The following is a 13,496-nucleotide window of genomic DNA, read 5'->3' on the forward strand; positions in this document are numbered from 1 at the left end:
TTGATCGGCAACCCAACAACAGCGAAAGGCTTGAAGTTGGACCTCAGCGGCCGGCAATGGCCAGCAGCGCGTCTTTGCTCAGTACCACCAGTCGCGTCGGCTCCACGCGCACGGCGCCTTGCCGCTCGAAGCCCTTGAGCTCCTGGTTGACGCGTTGGCGGGAGGCGCCCAGCAGTTGCGCCAGATCTTCTTGTGCCAACTGCAGGCCGATGCGGATTTCTTCCCCCTGAGGCACGCCGTAGGAGCGAGCCAGCAGCAAAATCTGTTTTGCCAGCCGAGAGGCCAGCGGGCGGGTGTTGAGGTCTTCGACGGTGTCGAACATCAAGCGAAGCCGCCGGCAGTTCAGCCGCAGCAGCGCGTCGTACAGTTCGGTGTGCTGCTGCAGCAACTCCCGAAAATCGGGGCGCCGCACAATCAGCAAAGTCGTGTCGCCATGGGTGCTGGCGTCGTGCGTGCGCGGCAAGCCGTCGAACAATGAAATGTCGCCGAACCACGTGCCCGGTTCGACATAGGTGAGGGACACCTGCTTGCCCGCCAGCGATACCGAGCTCACCCTCACGGCACCCTTGGCCACGCCCAGCCATTCTTCGGCAGATTCGCCCCGGCAGCCCAGCAAAGTGCCATCGGGCACTCTGCGAACGGAGGCACGGGAAAGGATGTCGTTGCGAAGCGCCGGTGATAGCTTGGAAAACCACGAACCCGTTTCGATATTGCTGCGTTCAGGAATTGTAAGAACCGTGGTATTCATGCTGAGTCGCTGATGTGACAGCGGGGCGCTGCCGTGATTTGTCTATTGTCCATGAGCTTGGCGACCGCTGTGCTCGCACAGCAGTCTTGGCGTTGGCGTTGGCGCCAGCATAGGCGGGAGTTCATTTCGAAGGGCATCGCGCCGGGACCGGTGTGTCGTTTGAGCACAAATGAAGGGTAACTCTGCGCCATTTGATCGTCCGTCGAGGCTGGTCGTTCGGATTGGCCATGCTAGAGTGCAAAAAACAAATTCTTACACTGGCGTGGACCGGAAACTCGAAGTGCCTCCTCAACCTTTGCGCGCCCTCGCGTCAGCCTTGTCTGCGCTGGTTTGGCTGTCAACCCTTGGGGTTGGCACCGCAAATGCCCTGGGTGTTGATCGCCCCTCCGCGCAATCAGCACTGGGTCAGCCGCTCAGCTTGACCTTTCCTGTGCGCCTGAACGCGGGTGAAAGCCTGAGCGCGGAGTGCGTGCAGGTTGAGATTTATGCCGGTGAGACGCGCCTGTTGCCGACGCAGTTGCGGGTGCAGTTGCTTGGAGATAGCGAGAGTACGGTGCGGGGCCTGCGAGTGTCGAGCACGCAACCTTTGGACGAGCCTATCGTCAACGTGCGCCTCAGCCTCGTGTGCCCCTCCCGATTGACGCGCCAGTACAGCGTGTTGATTGACCCGCCAGACCGCGCAGGCAACGCCGAGTTGGTCACTGATGATGCGCCGAGTCCGCGCAAATTGTCCCCCGCCATGCAGTCGGCCTTGAGCAATCAGGCGCCTGTTCCTGTAGCCACGCCTCCGGCGCAGGATCCACGCTCCACCGTGAGCGGTGAGGCGTCTTCAGCATCGCCAACGCCAGCGCCAACGCCAACGCCAACGGTCGCTTCAGCGAAGGCCCGTCCTCGGCACTCGCAACGAACGACCGAGCTCGCCAAAACCGACAAGTCCGGTTTGTCGGCCAAGTCAGGCGCGCATGAAAAAGCCAAGCTACGCTTGGAGCCGCTTGAACCGGCGGCCCCCGCGTTGATGGCGGCAGCAACAGCGTCCGCAGCAGCATTGGCGGCTTCTCAGCCCAGCCCAGCGGCGTCCGACGGCGCCAATGCTGCCGCGCTGGATCGGCTGCAAAAAGTGGAAGAAGATTTGGCACGCATGCGGCTGGATAAGTTGGAGGCCGAGGCCCGTTTGCAGGTGCTGCGTGCTCAGCTTGAGGCCGCGCAGCGCGAAGGTTCTCAAGGTACCTGGATGGCGGGGCTTGGCTTGGCCGTGCTCGCCTTGAGTGCTGCTGTTTTCCATCTCTGGCGCAGCCGCCGTGACGAGCGAGCCATGCGTGACAAGGTGTGGTGGCAGGCGTCGGCTGATGCATCCGTCGCATCAGCGGGTAGCGCAGCCGCAGTGCAGTCTGTGAGTTCACGCTCGCCTGCGGTGAGCACGGGCTTGCCCACAAAGGCGGCAACTGCGCCTGCCGCCTCTCCTGCAGATTCTTCTGTTGGCTCCCCCGTTGACCCGTCTGCTGCGTCCGTCGCGGCACGGCCGCTGACGGCAACCGGCGATGACTCGACGCTGGTGCTGCCGTATCGCATGGAGTTCGACACCTTGCCCATTCCCGCGCCAAGCGTTGCGGCGAGGCCTTCACAGATTGAGGATTCCAGTTCGGCTGATTCGACCGTTGAGCCTGTAAGTGTTCAGTTACTTGCTGATGCTGATGCTGATGCTGAGGTGGCCGCGGCAGCGCCGTCTCCAAACACGTTGCAGCGCACGGATGCTGGGTTGCCCAGCGGGCGTAATCAGCCGCTCAGCGTTGAGTTGCTGATTGATCTCGAGCAGCAAGTCGACTTCTTCATGGTGCTCGGGCAAATGGAGTCGGCAGCGGATTTGCTGCATGAGCAGATTCGCAACGGCAGCGGCAATGCCTTGCCCTATTTGAAGTTGCTGGAAATCTATCAGCAGCAGGGTAACGCGCAAGGGTTCTCCGACATTGCCTCAACTTTCTCCGTGCGATTCGGCGCCAAGGCTCCGGTCTGGGGTGAGGACATGAACAAGGGCCGGCGCCTTGAGGACTATCCGGACGCCATGCAACTCTTGCAAGTTCAGTGGGCGGACGCCAATGCCAGCATGGTTACGCTCCAGCAGCTATTGGCTTCAGGTGATGTCGGGGCGGGCGGTTTTGATTTGCCGGCCTACCGCGAATTGCTGATGCTTTACAGCGTGGCGCGTGATTTGTCCGAGCATGAGGTGCGCAGCGAGGATGTGGATCTGTTCCTGCCGCTTGGCGGGCAAGACAGCCGCAGCGGCAGTGCTGCTGCGGCGTTGATGGCCACCATGGTCTGGCAGGCACAGCCCAATCCCAACCCCAAGCTCGCAGCGCATGGCGTGGACATCTTGTTGGATGAACCTTTACCGCCAAAGCACTGATTCAGGAATTCAGTAATTCAGGGAAGCCCTGCCGTGTGATCAAAGATCGCGCAAGGACTGCAGTGCGCGGGTCAGCGTGGCGTCTTGCTTGGCAAAACAAAAACGCACAATATTTTGCGTGGCCAGCATCCCCTGCGCTGGTGAGCTGAACGCGGAGAGCGGAATGGCGGCCACGCCTATCTCCGTGGTCAGCCACTCGCAAAATGCCTGGTCGCCCTGGCGCCCGGCCTGGGCAAATGCTTCAACCTCGCTAATGTCCACGCACTGGAAATAGCTGCCTTCGCACGGCAGCATTCGGAGCCGCGTGCCCGCCAGGCCAGCGCGAAACAGGTCGCGCTTACGCTGGTAGAACGCCGGCAGATCCAGATAGGGCTGCGGCGACTGCATGTAGCGGGCGATGCCGTGCTGCATGGGCGTGTTGACGGTGAATACATTGAACTGATGCACCTTGCGAAATTCGCGGGTCAGCGGTGCCGGGGCGGCCACATAACCGACCTTCCAACCGGTAACGTGATAGGTCTTGCCGAAGCTTGAGACGATGACGCTGCGCGCGGCCAACTCCGGGAAGCGGGCAACGCTCTGGTGCGCTGCCCTGTCAAACACCATGTGCTCGTACACCTCGTCGCTGATCACCCACACGGCGGTGTCACGCAGCAAGGCGGTCAGGCACTGCATTTCTGATTCGCTCCAGACCGTGCCGCTCGGGTTGTGCGGCGTGTTGATCACGATGGCGCGCGTACGCGGGCCGATGGCCGCTTGGATGCGGTTGAAGTCGGGTCGAAACGTTTGGGTGTCCAGGGGCACGCGTTTGACTACACCGCCGGCAAGCTCAATATTGGGCGCATAGCTGTCGTAGCAGGGCTCTAGGATGATGACCTCATCACCTGGGTGCACAAGGGCCAGGATGGCCGTGAAAATGGCCTGCGTGGCGCCTGCGGTGACGGTGATTTCGCTGTCGGCGTTGTAGCTGTGCCCGTACAGCGCGGCCAGTTTGGCCGCAATGGCTTCACGCAAGACCGGCACGCCGGTCATCTGGGGATATTGGTTATGCCCAGCCAGCATTGCGGTGTGGACGGCCTCGATCAGTGCGGGGTCGCAGTCGAAGTCCGGAAACCCCTGACCCAGATTCACCGCGCCGTGCTGCTGCGCCAGGGCCGACATGGTGCTGAAGATGGTGGTGCCGACCTGGGGCAAGCGGCTGGTGAGCGCGGGAGGCTTGAAATTTGTCACGGCAGAAAGCGCGTTAGAGGCTGTAGTCGGTGGTGTCGCCGGTCATGGCGCGCTCAAGGAGATGGCGGTTCAGCCGGTCGGACAGCAACTCGGCAAAGGTGTAGACATAATTGCGCAGATAAGCACCACGCTTGAACGCGATGCGCGTGACGTTCTGGCCGAAGAGGTGCCCCAAGGGGCGCGACACCAGATCGCCGCCTGCCGGGTCTTCACGCACCGCCATTTCGGCGACGATCCCTAAGCCCATGCCCAGCCGGACATAGGTTTTGATCACGTCCGAGTCGATCGCTTCGAGCACGATATTGGGCTGCAGATGGCGGGCCGCGAAAGCTCGGTCGATGCGCGTGCGTCCCGTAAAGGTCGGGTGGTAGGTGACGATGGGCTCAGCCGCCAATTGTTCCAAGCTGACGCGCTCGACACTCGCCAGAGGGTGATCGCTCGGCACCACCAGCACATGCTGCCATTCATAGCAGGGCAGGGTGACCAACTCGTCAATCTGGGCCAGGGACTCGGTGGCCAGACCGACATCGGCACTGTCATCCAGCAACCAGCGCACAACCTGTTCGGGGTTGCCTTGATGCAGGCTCACGCGTACCTGGGGTAATTGGCGACGCAGTTGGGCCACCGGGCCGGGGAGCACATAACGTGCTTGTGTGTGGGTGGTGGCGATGGACAGCGTGCCGTTGTCTTGCTTGGAATACTCTTCACCGATGCGCTTGAGATTGCTCACCTCGCGCATGATGATTTCAATGGAGGCCAAGACCTGCTGGCCCGGCTCGGTGATGCGGCGAAGGCGTTTGCCGTGGCGGGTGAAGATGTCCACGCCCAGCTCTTCTTCAAGCTCCAGAATCGCCTTGGAGACCCCGGGCTGCGAGGTGAACAAGGCTTTGGCGGTCTCGGTGAGATTGAGGTTGCGCCGGGCGGCCTCCTGTACGAAGCGGAACTGATGCAGGTTCATGTGCTTACCTCACCTGGATCGCGGGGCAGATTGTCTTGCTGGCGCTCGACTGGTGTTGCCGGTGCGGGCGGCGCGCTGCTGTCCAGCCAGTCGAGGCTGGCCGCCGTCATGGCCTGCAGAACGCGGTCTTGGTCGCCCAGCGAGGGATGCAGCAGCCATTCAACCTGGGCACCGAAATGATGCTGAAGGCGTTCGATCAAAGGCGGAATGTCGCGCCGCACGTGACCACCCGTTCCCAGAAACATCGGCACGATGTGAACCCGGGTGCAGCCCTGAGCGGCCAGATCGTGGGCGGCGTCTTCCAGCGTCGGGCTCATGAATTCGAGATAAGCCAGGCGCATGGGCAGATCGGGGCGGCTGGCCGAAATCCGGGCCGCCACCTCATGAAAGGGGCGCGCCCACAGCGGGTCGCGGGCACCATGGGCAAAAAGAAGAAGTCCGTCCATGGGCGAGGTAGGTGTTGGCATCAATGAGGGAAGAGAAAATGGGTTTGTCAGCGGTAACGCACAAGCCAACCAAACGCCGCCAGGGAAAGACCCAGATAGGCCAGGCTTGGCGATGCGGCCACGATCCAGGGCGTCCAGTTGTTCAAGATGCCCATATGGCCCGCCACATTGTTCAGGAGCACAAAACTGATCCCCAGCATGATGCCGCCAAACACCTTCAAGCTGATCCCCCCGGAGCGGCCGTGCAAATAGGCGAAGGGCAGGGCCAAGGCCACCATCACAAAGCAGGCAAAGGGGTAGAACGCCTTGCGCCAGAAAGCAATGTTCTGGGCCTGCGCCGACTGCTCCTGTGCCGATAAATGCTCGGTATAACGGTACAACTCGATGGTAGACATCGCCACCGTGGGCAACAAGGCTGCGGCCACCACACCGGCGTGCAGGCTGCTGCTCCAGACCAGGCTGTTCAAGCGGGTTTGAAAGACGACCGGCGCGTCGGTGTGCTGCTCGGCCGTGGGCCCCCCGACCGCACCGGCGCTGTTTTCGGCGGCGTTCAACCAGTCGGTACGTTGCACGTCCGAGAGCAACCATTGGCCTCGCCCGTCCACCGTGGCGCTGGTGGCTTCAGTGCGAGACAGCAGGCCGCCTTGCGCATTGAATTCAAAAATCCGCACTTGCTGCAATTGCCCAGAGGCCGAGGCTTGCCCCACATGGATGGCGTAGCTGCGATCATGGCCATCGACCGTTTTGCGCTCTTTCAGCCAAGCGCCGCGGCTGCTGTCTGCCAGATGGCCCGACAGGCGCGCACGCATGGTGTCGGCCTGTTTGTCGAAATAGGGCGCCATATAGTCGCCAACCAAAAACGTCAGCGCCGCGAAGCCGAGCGCCAAGGTGGCCAGCAAGGCCAGCGCGCGCCGCGGCCCCAGGCCGCCGGTGCGCAGAATGGTGAACTCACTGGATTGCGCCATGCGCGCCAGCGAAAAAATGCTGCCGATCAATACCGCAATGGGCATCAACTCATAAAGGTGGCCCGGCAAGACCATCAGCGACAAGAGGGCCGCACGGGCGGCACCGGCGCCGATGCGGGTCATGCGCTCCAACTCGTCGACGAAATCGATGAAGTAAAAGAGCGAAAGAAAGGCCGCCGACACGAAGAGGACAGACCCCATGATGTCGCGGTAGAGGAGGCGTCTGACGGTTCTCAAAGGGCTTGCTCCGACTTTTTGCGGAATTTGGGCAGACACAGGCGGTTGCCTTGGTCACGCAACCACATCAGCGCCAGCGCCAGCGCCAGGGCGCTCCCGTGTACGGTCAACAAGGCTTGCGGCGCCGACATGCGTGAGCTGGCCACCCAGGCCTGGCTCAAATTGATCACATTGAAATAGACCACGGCGGCCAGCATGGCGAACAGCAGGTTCCAGTTATTGGCCCGGCGCGGATTGCTGGCGGACAGGCCGATCCCCAGCATCACCATATTGAAGCTGGCCAAAATCATGCCGAAGCGCCAAGTCAATTCCGCATTGTTTTTGGGGTTGGGGTTGCGAAACAGATCAGGGGTGTAGAGCGCATTGGGTGGCAATTGATCGGCATTGCGCAGGGTTTGGCTGTCCGCCAGCACCTTGTATTCAGAAAATTGCGCCAAGCTCTTTTCGCCGGTTGCGCTGTTGCTCTCGTTGCGCTGGCCGTGGTCCAGCACCAGAAAGCGGTCGTCGCCTTCCAGTTCGATCTGGCCTTTGGCCGAGGTGGTCACGGCCTCGCTGTCACCCCGTTGGGTGAGGATAAAGACATTGCGGCCGGTGCGCCCATCTGCGCTGTCGCGGTCGATGAAGAAGGTGCTGTTGCCGTCGCGCGAGGTCTGGAACTGGCCCGGCGTCACGCGTGACAGGTCACTGCGCTTTTGAAAGCGCTCCAGCAGCAAGGTACTGTTTTGATTGCCCCAGGGCCATAGCAGCAGGTCCAGCACCACGACGAGCGCAATCACCGGGGCGGCCATTCGCAACACCGGGCGCACGAAGCGCGCCAGCCCGATGCCGCTGGCGAACCAGATGGTCATCTCCGTCTCCCGGTACATGCGCCCCAGCGACGCCACGACGGCGATGAACATGGACAGCGACAACATGGTCGGCAGATGCACCAGAGACGCGTAGGCCATCAGCAGCATGACATCTTGAGGCGCGACATTGCCTCCAGCTGCCCGACCCAGGGTCTGGATCAGCATGATGGTCAGGACGATGGTGAGGATGACCACAAGGGTCACGCCGAAGCTGCGAGCCAACTCTCGGCGTACGGTGGAATCGAATAACATTCGGTCACTTTATCTATTCGGCGACATTATGGACTTTCGTACACAAACTGCGTCCCTCGACGCACTGGCCGGCGTCAATGCCGATGCCTTGATCGTGGTGCTGGGCGGTGAAGGGCTGACGGCCAATCTCGACGCCACCGTGAGCGCCCTGGTCAAAGATGCGGTCAAGCTCGGGGACTTCGAGTTCAAGGCGGGCAAGACTCTGCTGCTGCAGCGCCCCGCCGATGTCAAGGCCACCCGCCTGGTGCTGGCGGCGGCGGGCAAGGCCAGTTTGAAGAGTGCGCGCACCGCGCTGCAAGCTGCACTGGCTCAGTTGAAGGGCCGCGGCGTCGCGCATGCTGCAGTGGCTTTCGCAGGTTTTGAAGGGGCTGAAGACACCGTGGAGAGCCTGGCCGAGCAAGTCGTGCTGGGCGCGGAAGATTCGGTGTACGTTTACCGCCACACCAAGCCCAGCGCGCCGGCTGCCGCCAAGCTGAGCAGGCTGACCTTGCTGTGCGACAAAGACGACGCGGCTGACATCAAAGCGGGTTTGGCCCGTGGCAAGGCGATTGGCGCCGGTATCGAGCTGGCGCGCGAATGTGCCAACCGTCCGGGCAATTACGCCACGCCCACCTATCTGGGCGAGCAGGCTTTGGCGCTGAGCAAGAGCCATGGCATCAAGGTGGAAGTGCTGGACAAGAAGGCGGTCGAGAAGCTGGGCATGGGCTCCTTCCTCTCCGTGGCACAAGGCTCTGACGAGCCACTGCGTTTCATCGTGGCCCGCTACGAGGGCGCAGCCAAATCGGTGGCGCCGGTGGTGCTGGTGGGCAAGGGCATTACCTTTGATTCCGGCGGCATCTCCTTGAAGCCAGGTGCCGGCATGGACGAGATGAAGTTCGACATGGGGGGCGCGGCCAGCGTGCTGGGTACCTTGCGCGCGGTGGCTGAACTCAAGCCCAAGCTCAATCTGGTGGTGCTGATCGCGGCTTGCGAGAACATGCCCAGCGCACGCGCACTCAAGCCGGGCGATGTGGTGACGTCGATGTCGGGCCAGACCATCGAGATTCTCAACACCGACGCTGAAGGCCGCCTCATCTTGTGCGATGCCCTGACTTATGCCGAGCGCTTCAAGCCCGCGGTGGTGGTGGACGTGGCCACGCTGACCGGCGCTTGCGTGATCGCCCTGGGCGGTGTGCGCAGCGGCATGTACGCCAGCGACGACGCGTTGGCGGCGGCCCTGAGTGCCGCCGGTGAAGCCGCGCTGGACCCCTGCTGGCGCATGCCCCTGGACGAAGAGTACGACGAAGGCTTGAAGAGCAACTTTGCCGACGTGGCCAATGTGGGTGGCCGTGAAGGCGGCTCCATCACCGCGGCGAAGTTCTTGCAGCGCTTTGCCGGCAGCTACCGCTGGGGCCATCTGGACATCGCCGGTACTGCCTGGAAGGGCGGCGCAGCCAAGGGCGGCACGGGCCGTCCGGTGGGCTTGCTGACCCATTTCGTGCTGTCGCAAGCGCGTTGATTTTCGAAGTTAGCCGATGACAGTCGCGACCCAGGTCAGTTTTTATACGGGCATGCCCGAGCGCTTGCTGTACCTGTGTCGCCTGCTGCGCAAGGCGCAACGGGCGGGCTCGCGTGTGGGGGTTTGCGGACCGGAGTCCCTGCTGCTGCGTCTTGACGCAAAGTTATGGGATTTCGAGCCGGCCGAGTTTGTTCCGCACGGTCGCCTGGGTGCTGAGGGCGTGGTGGCTGAACGCACACCCATCTTGTTGACCGAGCATGCCCAATCCCTGCCGCACCGTGAATTGCTGCTGAACATCGGCCCGGATGTGCCCGAGGGCTTCGATCAATTCGAGCGTGTGCTGGAGGTGGTGTCGCAAGACCCCGCCCAAGTGCAGGCCGGGCGCCGACGTTTCAAGCAATACGAGGCCTTGGGTTTTGCGGTAACGCACCACAAGGTGGCTGCATGAGCGCGTCGATGCCTCGCATGGTGCCCACCCTGACAGAAGTGGTGGAGCCCGGGGAGTTGGGCGTTCGGCCCTCGATGGCTGCGGATTCGCCGGTGGAATCATCGGTGGATTTGCTGCTGGACCTTCCGGTCGATATAACACCTGACGATGTGCCGGACTTGTCCGACCCCATCACCTTCGAGGCTGCTTTGCCGGCCTTGCCGGCACCGTCAATCGCGTCAACAACGCCGCTGACGGCTGAAGATCTGGACGAGCCGCCTCGCCCCTTGTTTCCTCCGGCATTGGCTCGGACCGCCGCCACCGGGCTGCCGCTGTCGCCGCCGTCAAACCCGGCGCCGCAGCCCCGTGAACCCGACTTGATTTTGGGATTGAGGTCGCCCCCGCCCCGACCCGTTGTGCAGCAGCCCATGGCAGCGCAGCAAGCCGTCGCCGACGCCGTTGTAGTCGCGGTTGCCGCAGCCTTAGACAAGGTGCTGCCCGAGGTGCTGGAGAGTGCCTTGGCGGCCTTGCGCGTTCAGCTCAAGGCCCGTCTCGAAGCCGAGGTGCTGGCGAGCTTGAATCAAACCCTGCAAGATGGCGGCAACACTGACGCGCAGTCCAGCAGTTAGCCTTATCGGCGGCTCGGCCCTTGACCTCATCGTTGGCCCAGCCGGAACACCGCTGTCTGACACGCCAGCAGAAGAGTCGTCCTGCTGACTTGCTGCCCTTGTTTTATGCAGGTTGCGGCGCGTTGCGCCTGCATTCTCAATCCGCTGTTGCTCTACGCCATTTGGCGTATGTTGCAAGCGCGTTTTCCTGACTAACCCCCTATCTGCATGGGGCCAATTTGCGGTATGTTCGAGGGGTTGAACACTCAACAAAAACACAGCTCTCCTTCTTCCAACTCGGAGGTAATTCATGCAAATTAAATTGAACGTTGTAGTTGGCGCTATCGCGCTGCTGTCGGGCGCTGCGGCGATGTCGCAAGAAGTCGTGGTCAAAATCGGTCACGTCGGCCCCACCAGCGGCGCCATCGCCCACCTGGGCAAAGACAACGAGTTGGGCGCCCGTATGGCCATCAACGAACTGAACGCCAAAGGCGTGATGATCGGTGGCAAGAAGGCGAAGTTTGAACTGCTGGCTGAAGACGACGCTGGCGATCCGAAGCAAGGCACCGCTGCCGCGCAAAAGTTGGTCGACTCCAAGGTCAACGGTGTGATCGGCCACCTGAACTCCGGCACCACCATCCCCGCTTCGAAGATTTATTTCGACGCTGGTATTCCTCAAATCTCGCCGTCGGCGACCAACCCCAAGTTCACCCGCAACGGCTACAAGACCGCGTTCCGCGTGGTGGCTGACGACGTGCATCTGGGTGGCACCCTGGGCAAGTATGCGGTGACGCAGGTGAAGGGCAAGTCCATCGCCGTCATCGACGATCGCACCGCTTACGGCCAAGGCGTGGCTGATGAGTTTGAAAAGGGCGTCAAGGCGGCCGGCGGCAAGGTCGTGGGTCGTGAATTCACCAACGACAAAGCCACGGACTTCTCCGCCATCCTGACCAGCTTGAAGGGTAAAAAGCCCGACGTGATCTTCTTTGGCGGCATGGACGCCGTGGCCGGCCCGATGCTGCGCCAAATGAAGCAACTCGGCATCGTGGCCAAGTTCATGGGCGGCGATGGCATCTGCACCGCTGCACTGCCTGAGTTGGCTGCAGGCACCATGGCCGATGACCAAGTCATCTGCGCCGAAGCCGGTGGCGTCGAAGGCGCGGGCAAGAAGGACATGGAAGCCTTCAAGGCCAAGTTCAAGGAGCAGTACAAGCTTGAAGTGCAGGTCTATGCACCCTATGTGTATGACGCTGTCAACGTGATGGCTGCCGCCATGGTCAAGGCCGGTTCCGCTGAGCCAGCCAAGTACCTGCCGGTGCTGGCCAAGACCGAAGGCTTCAAGGGCGTCACAGGCGTGATCAGCTTCGACAACAAGGGCGACATCAAGAATGGCGCGCTGACCATGTACACCTACAAGGGTGGTGCTCGCTCCGAAATGGCCGTGGTTCGGTGAGTCACCGCAAGGGCTTTTTCAGCCTCGAAAGCCCGCTTCGGCGGGCTTTTTTTATTCGGCGTGCCAGGCTTTGTTGACCCGTCGAGAACGGCTCAACGCCGCTGACCCTCGACGCCCAAGATGACCGCAGCCATGCGATCGGCCGCACCGCGATGCTGGGTCGCAAATTGCAAGGCGGTGGCCGCCATGGCTTGGCGGGCGGGGGTGTCCCGGCACAACTGCAGTGCTGTGTCGAGGCCGGCGGGCAGATCGGCCACGCGGTGGGCCGCGCCGGCTTCTTCGGCCAGTGCCGAGGCTTCGGTGAAATTGAAGGTATGGGGCCCCATCACCACCGGGCAGCCGCAAGCGGCGGCTTCAATCAGGTTTTGGCCGCCCAGGGGTGCAAAGCTGCCCCCCAGCAGGGCGACGTCGGCCAAGCCGTAGTACAGGGCCATTTCGCGCATCGAGTCGCCCAGCCAGACTTGTGCTTCGAGGTCATCATCGCTGGGCTGATCGTCGGGGCGAGTTGCCCAGGCACTTCGCCGGGCGAGGCGCAGCCCGGCATTGGCGACCAGGGCCGCCACTTCGTCAAAACGCTGCGGGTGGCGCGGTACCAGCAGCAGCAGGGGTAAGGGCTGAGGCTGGGGCGGCATCTGGGCGTGCGACGTGGCCGTCGTCTGTGCCTTCCAGGCTTGGAGCAGGGCAGCCTCTTCGCCATCGCGACTCACAGCCAGCATCAACACGGGCTTGCGCAAGCTTTGCTTCCAGGCGCGACCTCGGGCCAGCAGGGCAGGGTCAACTGCCATGTCGAATTTGAGATTACCCATGACCTGCACGGCCGGGGCGCCGGCCTGCTGCAGTCGCTGGGCATCGGCCTCAGTCTGCGCCAGCGCAAGGCGAAGCGACTGGGCGGCAGGCCGAAGCAAGGCGCCGAAGCGCAGGCCTCGCCGCAGGCTGCGTGCGGACAAGCGAGCATTGGCCAACACCATCGGGATGTTGAGCGCCGCGCAGGCGGCTTGCAGGCTCGGCCACACTTCGGTTTCCATCAGCACACCCAGGCGTGGCTGCCAGTGGCGGAGAAAGCCCTGCACGGCACCCGGTGTGTCGTAGGGCAACCAAGCCTGCGCGTCGCCGGCCTTCAGCAGGGCGGCGCCGGCCTCGCGCCCGGTGGCGGTGCTGTGGGTCAGCAGTACGCGCAACTGTGGCTCGCGGGCGCGCAAGGCGTCCAGCAAGGCGGCGGCGGCCCGTGTCTCACCCAGCGATACCGCGTGGATCCACAGCCAGCCACGGGCCGGTGCGGGCGTGTCATAACGCCCCAAACGCTCGGCGAGATGCTGGCGATACAGAGGCTCCGCACCACCGCGCCGCCACAAACGCAGCAGGTAGGCGGGCGTCAATAGGCGCAGCGCCGTTGAATAGGCCCAGAGGCTGAGCCCTTCGGCCAAG

General features: G+C 62.6%; 12 protein-coding genes. 5 read left to right on the forward strand and 7 right to left on the reverse strand.

Annotated elements, in window-relative coordinates; translation table 11 throughout:
* Window positions 1–43: 43 nt before the first annotated feature.
* On the reverse strand, window positions 44–748 hold the full coding sequence (locus PRZ01_RS04420; protein ID WP_273595545.1) for a Crp/Fnr family transcriptional regulator: 705 nt from the start codon (window positions 746–748) through the stop codon (window positions 44–46).
* 280 nt (window positions 749–1,028) lie between these two features.
* Here PRZ01_RS04420 and PRZ01_RS04425 point away from each other — a divergent pair, with 280 nt between their 5' ends.
* Window positions 1,029–3,149 (forward strand): type IV pilus assembly protein FimV, encoded by a 2,121-nt coding sequence (locus PRZ01_RS04425; RefSeq protein ID WP_273595546.1) that lies wholly within the window; start codon window positions 1,029–1,031, stop codon window positions 3,147–3,149.
* Between the two features lie 39 nt (window positions 3,150–3,188).
* Here PRZ01_RS04425 and PRZ01_RS04430 read toward each other — a convergent pair whose 3' ends face one another.
* From PRZ01_RS04430 to lptF, 5 genes are read right to left on the reverse strand one after another with little or no spacing between them, the layout of a single operon-like run.
* Window positions 3,189–4,379: a pyridoxal phosphate-dependent aminotransferase gene (locus tag PRZ01_RS04430; RefSeq protein ID WP_273595547.1), complete on the reverse strand. Its 1,191-nt coding sequence runs from the start codon at window positions 4,377–4,379 to the stop codon at window positions 3,189–3,191.
* 13 nt (window positions 4,380–4,392) lie between these two features.
* Window positions 4,393–5,337 carry a CysB family HTH-type transcriptional regulator gene (locus tag PRZ01_RS04435; RefSeq protein ID WP_273595548.1) on the reverse strand — a complete coding sequence of 315 codons (945 nt, stop codon included), beginning with the start codon at window positions 5,335–5,337 and terminating at the stop codon, window positions 4,393–4,395.
* Window positions 5,334–5,804 (reverse strand): sirohydrochlorin chelatase, encoded by a 471-nt coding sequence (locus tag PRZ01_RS04440; RefSeq protein ID WP_273595549.1) that lies wholly within the window; start codon window positions 5,802–5,804, stop codon window positions 5,334–5,336. Before PRZ01_RS04440 ends, PRZ01_RS04435 begins: the two co-directional genes overlap by 4 nt.
* A 26-nt stretch (window positions 5,805–5,830) precedes the next feature.
* Entirely contained in the window at window positions 5,831–7,024 is a 1,194-nt protein-coding gene (gene lptG / locus PRZ01_RS04445; RefSeq protein ID WP_338111451.1) for an LPS export ABC transporter permease LptG, read from the reverse strand.
* Window positions 6,982–8,085, reverse strand: a complete 1,104-nt coding sequence (lptF, locus tag PRZ01_RS04450; RefSeq protein ID WP_273595551.1) for an LPS export ABC transporter permease LptF — start codon at window positions 8,083–8,085, stop codon at window positions 6,982–6,984. The genes lptG and lptF overlap by 43 nt, the downstream gene beginning before the upstream one ends.
* Before the next feature lie 28 nt (window positions 8,086–8,113).
* On the opposite strand from lptF, the gene PRZ01_RS04455 reads away from it, so the two are divergent.
* The 4 genes from PRZ01_RS04455 (at window position 8,114) to PRZ01_RS04470 (ending at window position 12,071) form a co-directional block, all read left to right on the forward strand.
* Window positions 8,114–9,583 carry a leucyl aminopeptidase gene (locus tag PRZ01_RS04455; protein WP_273595552.1) on the forward strand — a complete coding sequence of 490 codons (1,470 nt, stop codon included), beginning with the start codon at window positions 8,114–8,116 and terminating at the stop codon, window positions 9,581–9,583.
* Window positions 9,584–9,599: 16 nt separating this feature from the next.
* A complete protein-coding gene (locus PRZ01_RS04460) occupies window positions 9,600–10,031 on the forward strand; it encodes a DNA polymerase III subunit chi (RefSeq protein ID WP_273595553.1) in 432 nt (143 codons plus the stop codon).
* Window positions 10,028–10,639, forward strand: a complete 612-nt coding sequence (locus tag PRZ01_RS04465) for a hypothetical protein (protein WP_273595554.1) — start codon at window positions 10,028–10,030, stop codon at window positions 10,637–10,639. The genes PRZ01_RS04460 and PRZ01_RS04465 overlap by 4 nt, the downstream gene beginning before the upstream one ends.
* 289 nt (window positions 10,640–10,928) lie before the next feature.
* The gene (locus tag PRZ01_RS04470; protein ID WP_273595555.1) at window positions 10,929–12,071 is read left to right on the forward strand and encodes a branched-chain amino acid ABC transporter substrate-binding protein; all 1,143 of its coding nucleotides are present in this window, start codon (window positions 10,929–10,931) and stop codon (window positions 12,069–12,071) included.
* Between the two features lie 92 nt (window positions 12,072–12,163).
* Here the strand turns inward: PRZ01_RS04470 and PRZ01_RS04475 are convergent, their stop codons facing one another.
* The gene (locus PRZ01_RS04475; RefSeq protein ID WP_273595556.1) at window positions 12,164–13,495 is read right to left on the reverse strand and encodes a 3-deoxy-D-manno-octulosonic acid transferase; all 1,332 of its coding nucleotides are present in this window, start codon (window positions 13,493–13,495) and stop codon (window positions 12,164–12,166) included.
* Window position 13,496 lies beyond the last annotated feature (1 nt).

The organism is Roseateles koreensis (genome assembly GCF_028595305.1).
Taxonomy (GTDB): domain Bacteria; phylum Pseudomonadota; class Gammaproteobacteria; order Burkholderiales; family Burkholderiaceae_C; genus Paucibacter_A; species Paucibacter_A koreensis.

Bases quoted from the DNA above. Each gene is read 5' to 3' on its own strand.
- PRZ01_RS04420 (WP_273595545.1), bottom strand. From the start codon at position 748: ATGAATACCACGGTTCTTACAATTCCTGAACGCAGCAATATCGAAACG.
- PRZ01_RS04435 (WP_273595548.1), bottom strand. From the start codon at position 5,337: ATGAACCTGCATCAGTTCCGCTTCGTACAGGAGGCCGCCCGGCGCAAC.
- PRZ01_RS04440 (WP_273595549.1), bottom strand. From the start codon at position 5,804: ATGCCAACACCTACCTCGCCCATGGACGGACTTCTTCTTTTTGCCCAT.
- lptF (WP_273595551.1), bottom strand. From the start codon at position 8,085: ATGTTATTCGATTCCACCGTACGCCGAGAGTTGGCTCGCAGCTTCGGC.
- PRZ01_RS04455 (WP_273595552.1), top strand. From the start codon at position 8,114: ATGGACTTTCGTACACAAACTGCGTCCCTCGACGCACTGGCCGGCGTC.
- PRZ01_RS04460 (WP_273595553.1), top strand. From the start codon at position 9,600: ATGACAGTCGCGACCCAGGTCAGTTTTTATACGGGCATGCCCGAGCGC.
- PRZ01_RS04465 (WP_273595554.1), top strand. From the start codon at position 10,028: ATGAGCGCGTCGATGCCTCGCATGGTGCCCACCCTGACAGAAGTGGTG.
- PRZ01_RS04470 (WP_273595555.1), top strand. From the start codon at position 10,929: ATGCAAATTAAATTGAACGTTGTAGTTGGCGCTATCGCGCTGCTGTCG.